The following is a 4818-nucleotide window of genomic DNA, read 5'->3' as shown; positions in this document are numbered from 1 at the left end:
CTGTCAATTAAGGGACGTTTACCTGTCAATTAAGGGACGTTTACCTGTCAATTAATGACTTTGTGTGTTTACGTCACTTTAAAGACGTGATAAATTAAAGTCTTTTATCTAAGTAGGTTCACAGATATGATCGGCAAAAAGTTAAAAAATGAGGTTGTTAAAACTCACAGATTGAATACAGCTCTACAAAAATTATCACTTGCTGAAATTCGACTTATGCAGTTAGCGATTATAGACGCAAGAGAAACAGGCGCAGGCATAGATACCGTAACTCCCTTACCTATCCACGCAAGCCGTTATGCTGAGGCGTTTGGTGTCACAAGACAAACGGCGTACGAAGTTCTTATTGAGGCTGAAACCTCTTTATTTAAGCGTTATTTTACATTTCTTGATGAGCGGGATGGTAAGCCAGTTAAGTCTCATTGGGTAAGTCAGGCAAAGTATTTAGATGATGAAGCAATCATTGAAATAATGCTTACACCTGCTGTAGTCCAAGAGATTACACGTATTGATGCTATAGAAGCTAAAACTCTATTCACAAGATTTGCGCTTGAGCAGGTAGCACCAATGAAAAGTGTGTACTCTGTGAGGTTATATGAACTACTCAACCAATGGAGACAAGCGAAAAAGGTAAGTTTTGACCTAGATGTTTTCAGAGGGCAGTTAGGTGTTGAAGACACTGAATACAAGGCAATGAGTGACTTTAAAAAGCGCGTTCTAGACCTTGCAGTGAATGAGATAAACGAAAAATCAGACCTACAAGTCAGCTACGAGCAAGTTAAAAAGGGCGTGGCTATAGCAGGCTTTAAATTTAAGGTATTAACTAAAGCGCAACCGAAAAATGCAAAGCAAAAATCTTTCAGAGATGGGAATACAGCAGATATGTTCACCATTGAAGGGCTAAATGATAAGCAGCTAGGACGTATCGTTCGCAACCCTACTTTTATGGCGGAATACAATCATTTAGTAAGCCCTACTAGCCCAGCTGGGCAGTCGCAGCATGGATGGGAGTTTGAGATGATTAACCGTCTCAAAAAAGACGCTTCGGAGTTCACGAAGCGCCCTATTAGAGACTATCTTGAGTATTAAGATCTTAATATTTAATGACTGGTTTATTCTAAATCTTCAGCACGTATATCCCATTCCCACGGTTCACTTTCAGTATCGTTATTAACTTCGGTGTTTCCATCACTCATAGAGCGCCCTAAGTCTTGATATTCTAAAGAGGGGATTACTACAGATGCAGAAATACCTAATACAATAATGGCTGCAATAGATAAGAAATATTTTTTAAAGGGTGCCCTTTCATCGCTGTTCAACCCGCTCTTAGGGAAAAAATAAAATATGATATGGATTATTGGTACAAAAAATATTGCAATAATAGCTACTAGAAAGTTGTATCTCCACATAACTCTAATTGTTTGGAAGAAATACCAAAGAGACGCTACAAATAAAATTAAAACCACTGAAACTAACGCAAAATTTAATATACCACCCATAACTAATCTCATTTTTATGAAGATTTAAAATAATTAGTATATAACTCTAGGCACCTAAAGAGGTGATGACCAAGTATTTTGCTTCCAAATAGTGTCAGAGATGCTTTCTAAAATCACTTTATCGTTTACTCCATCAGCCGAAACCCCACAGTGTTGGCATTCACCAAAATAAGAATCATCACTTATTTTATATATCTTTAGCTCCTTTAAATGGCATTGGGGGCATATATCTGTAAGAAATAACGGATTGCTTTTTAACTCTTTTATATAATTTGCTCTATCTTCTTCTTCCTTTTTAGCTTTGGCATTTATGGCATCTATTTTTATTTGAACCTCAGCTCGCTCTTCTTTTGTTAATTGACCTTCACGCCAATTAGGAAAAAACTCCGAGTACTTACCCATACGTTTTTCAGCGTCATCTTCGGGATTATGCCAATTCGCAGGATTCTCTTCGGGGAAATCCTCAAAATAATCTGACCACTCACCCATTATAAATATCCTTTCTTGAGAAAATTAGTTATAAGTAGTGTAGCAAAATAAATCTAATCTATAATTAATAAAACCCCCTTTATTCAATACTTAATGGTTGTGTCCCTCTGACTAAGAGCGCGTTTTCGAGAACTGTGATATATTCACCTAACGGTTCATATCTCCCAATTCTCAAAACACGTTGGGGACACCCCAAACCCCAAAAACCAAACTCAAAATAGGCAGTCGTTATGGCGATATTCATGGCAAGCACCAAGTCAGTATCCAGAGCAAAAGGACAAAGTGCCATTGCTGCCGCCGCTTATCGTGCTGGTGATAAATTACTTGATGAAGATAAAGAGCATGGAAAAACGCACGACTATCAAAAACGCAGTGGCGTATTAAGTGCCGATATCATTTTGCCGACGGCCTTGGCTGATGGTGACATTGGCAGAGCCGAATTATGGAATATGGCAGAGCGTAATGAAACCCGAAAAAATAGTCGCGTGGCTCGTGAATGGCTGATTGCCTTACCGCATGAATTGGGCGAACAAGATCGCAAAGGTTTAGCGCATGACTTCGCCAAAACCCTAGCCGATAGATATCAGGTGATCGCTGATTGTGCGATCCATGTGCCAACCGATAAAGAAATCGAGCGCGGCGCAAGTCCTCTTAACTTCCATGCCCATATCCTATTAACCACACGCACCGCCACTATGGACGATGACGGCAAAATCTACCTCACCAAAGACAAAGCCGACAGTGAAATATCAGACGATGACCGCAGAAAAAAAGGCTTGCCGCGCATGAGCCACGAAATTAAAGCAGTGCGCGAGCTGTGGGAACATACCGCTAACAAGGTACTAGAAGCAAAAGGACACAACCTGATCGACAGTCGTAGTTATAAATCACAGGGTATTGATCTAGTACCACAAATCAAGATGGGTAAAGACGCTACACACATGGAGCGTAAAGGGATACCGACCGAGAAAGGTCAGTTTAACCGTGAGATTGTCCAGTCTAATGAGTTGGTTTGGAACAAACACCTAGATAACAACCAAAAAACCAATGCTAAAGCAGACCGAACCATCGCAGATCTGCGCGAAAGCAAGCTATTCATCGTCCCAGCTGCCCCTAAACCTGACTTTAAGCCCAGAAAAGTCACTAAGGAGAGCATAGACAGCACCAACGATGCAATAAATAAGCTTAAAACAATACGACTTAACCGCGAGAAAGCACAGCAAGCCGAGCAAGAACGCCTAAGACAACAGCGCATAGCTGCTATTGCACAAAAAAAGCAAGAACAGGCAGACCAAGAGAAGCTAGAGCGTGAGCAGCGCAGAGAGCAAACGCGCGAAAGGATTGCTATGGAAACACGGCAATTTAATCAGCACTTCAAGCGACTAGCACAGCAACTCATTAAATTTGATAAGCCACACTTGCAGAAAATAGACCCAGACAGCGAGTTTGGACAACATCTTGTGGCTATTGTAGCCGCAGATACCCTTATGAGAGACCTTAAAAACTATCAACGCGACCCTAGTACCACCAAGCACCAACGAGAGCTTGCAGAGATTCAATACGAGCGTTTAAGCAACACCCTTATCGAGCAATCGCAATCAGCATTAGATAGCAGCAAAAGCATACGACACAGCGTGACGCGAAAAGAGTATACAGCGGCATTAAAGGGCGTTTTTGATGCTATCGTACCTGAGCATAAGCAAAACCTCTCTCAAACGCAGCAGGAGCGCCTACAGAGCGTCTCAGCAGCCATTAATGACCATAGCTACGATATCAATCGCAGTCGTGGCATAGAATTAGGATTTTAGATATGACTGACAACGCCCAGTCGATGCAAATAGAAGAATTGGTGCTTCTCCTTCACGCGCTTATTGAACAAGATCAAGAGCTACTAGCAGACAATAAGGCACAAGCACAAGCCAATGAAGAATATGCACAGCAACTATCCGCACAGGTTAAGAAGCTAACTGAGCTATTAAAAACATACCAAGACAAAGAACAACTAATCATAGATAACACCAGTCAGGTACTCAAAAACAATATCAATGCCGCCTTCCAAAAAAACCAAAAAGGCTATCATGAGCTAATAGATCAAGGCTTTACGACCCATATAGATACAGCAACTCAAAAGCTATCAACGGTTGCCACTAAGATTGAGAAGCAATTTGAGGATCTTGAGACGGCTGCTGCTAATTCAAAAACTGAATTTGAGCGCAGACAGGGTTATTTTAAGTTTTATGAAGATACCTACGATAAGCAAAGTAAGAAGCTACAAGAGAGTGTAAACAAAACACTAACTAAGGTTGCAAAAGATACCAAAGACAAGCTTGATGATGTGGGCAGTGATTTTAGCTATCACTTAGTAAAACATCTTAGCTGGAAGGTAACGGCTATGCTTGGTGGCGTCTGTCTTTCAATTATGCTGCTAACGTTTGGTTCAGCTTGGTTGTTTGTTCCTAGCAAAGATGAAATTATTCAAAGGAAGGCTGAATACAATGCTCTTGATGATGCTCAATTATTTAATAAAGTGATTCAAGCTGATGATGGCTACTATGCAGAAGTAGACACCACCAAATGTAGAGATGATTTTAAATCTAAATTTTTTAGTAACCCAACTTGGTGCAAATTTAAGTAACTATAAACCTAGTTCTAAGCATGAAAAAATAGCTTTCTCTTTTCTAGTTATCAACAACCAAAAAGGTTTTTAATGCTTTTAATGTTTTTAAAAGCTTTTAAGTCATCTGGACGCCTTGATACTATTGGGCTGTGTAGGTGATTAAGGGACGTTTACCTGTCAATTAAGGGACGTTTACCTGTCAATTAAGGGACG

The 4818-nt window shown here is 40.3% G+C and carries 5 protein-coding genes; 3 read left to right on the top strand and 2 right to left on the bottom strand.

Annotated features, from left to right (window positions below; genetic code table 11):
• The first annotated feature begins 126 nt into the window (after positions 1 to 126).
• On the top strand, positions 127 to 1089 hold the full coding sequence (gene repM, locus V7D75_RS14225; RefSeq protein ID WP_333615090.1) for a replication initiation protein RepM: 963 nt from the start codon (positions 127 to 129) through the stop codon (positions 1087 to 1089).
• Positions 1090 to 1112: 23 nt separating this feature from the next.
• Here repM and V7D75_RS14220 read toward each other — a convergent pair whose 3' ends face one another.
• Positions 1113 to 1499: a hypothetical protein gene (locus tag V7D75_RS14220; RefSeq protein ID WP_333615089.1), complete on the bottom strand. Its 387-nt coding sequence runs from the start codon at positions 1497 to 1499 to the stop codon at positions 1113 to 1115.
• 54 nt (positions 1500 to 1553) lie between these two features.
• Positions 1554 to 1988 (bottom strand): hypothetical protein, encoded by a 435-nt coding sequence (locus tag V7D75_RS14215; protein ID WP_333615088.1) that lies wholly within the window; start codon positions 1986 to 1988, stop codon positions 1554 to 1556.
• A 242-nt stretch (positions 1989 to 2230) separates the two neighbouring features.
• Here V7D75_RS14215 and V7D75_RS14210 point away from each other — a divergent pair, with 242 nt between their 5' ends.
• Both V7D75_RS14210 and V7D75_RS14205 read left to right on the top strand, forming a co-directional pair.
• Complete coding sequence (locus tag V7D75_RS14210) at positions 2231 to 3796, top strand: MobA/MobL family protein (RefSeq protein ID WP_333615087.1); 1566 nt, start codon at positions 2231 to 2233, stop codon at positions 3794 to 3796.
• Between the two features lie 2 nt (positions 3797 to 3798).
• Positions 3799 to 4623, top strand: a complete 825-nt coding sequence (locus V7D75_RS14205; protein WP_333615086.1) for a hypothetical protein — start codon at positions 3799 to 3801, stop codon at positions 4621 to 4623.
• Positions 4624 to 4818: the final 195 nt, after the last annotated feature.

The sequence above is a fragment of the Psychrobacter sp. genome, assembly GCF_036731945.1.
GTDB lineage: Bacteria > Pseudomonadota > Gammaproteobacteria > Pseudomonadales > Moraxellaceae > Psychrobacter.
The sequence above is the reverse complement of the archived record's forward strand: the minus strand, read 5'-3'. Positions and strand labels throughout refer to the sequence as shown.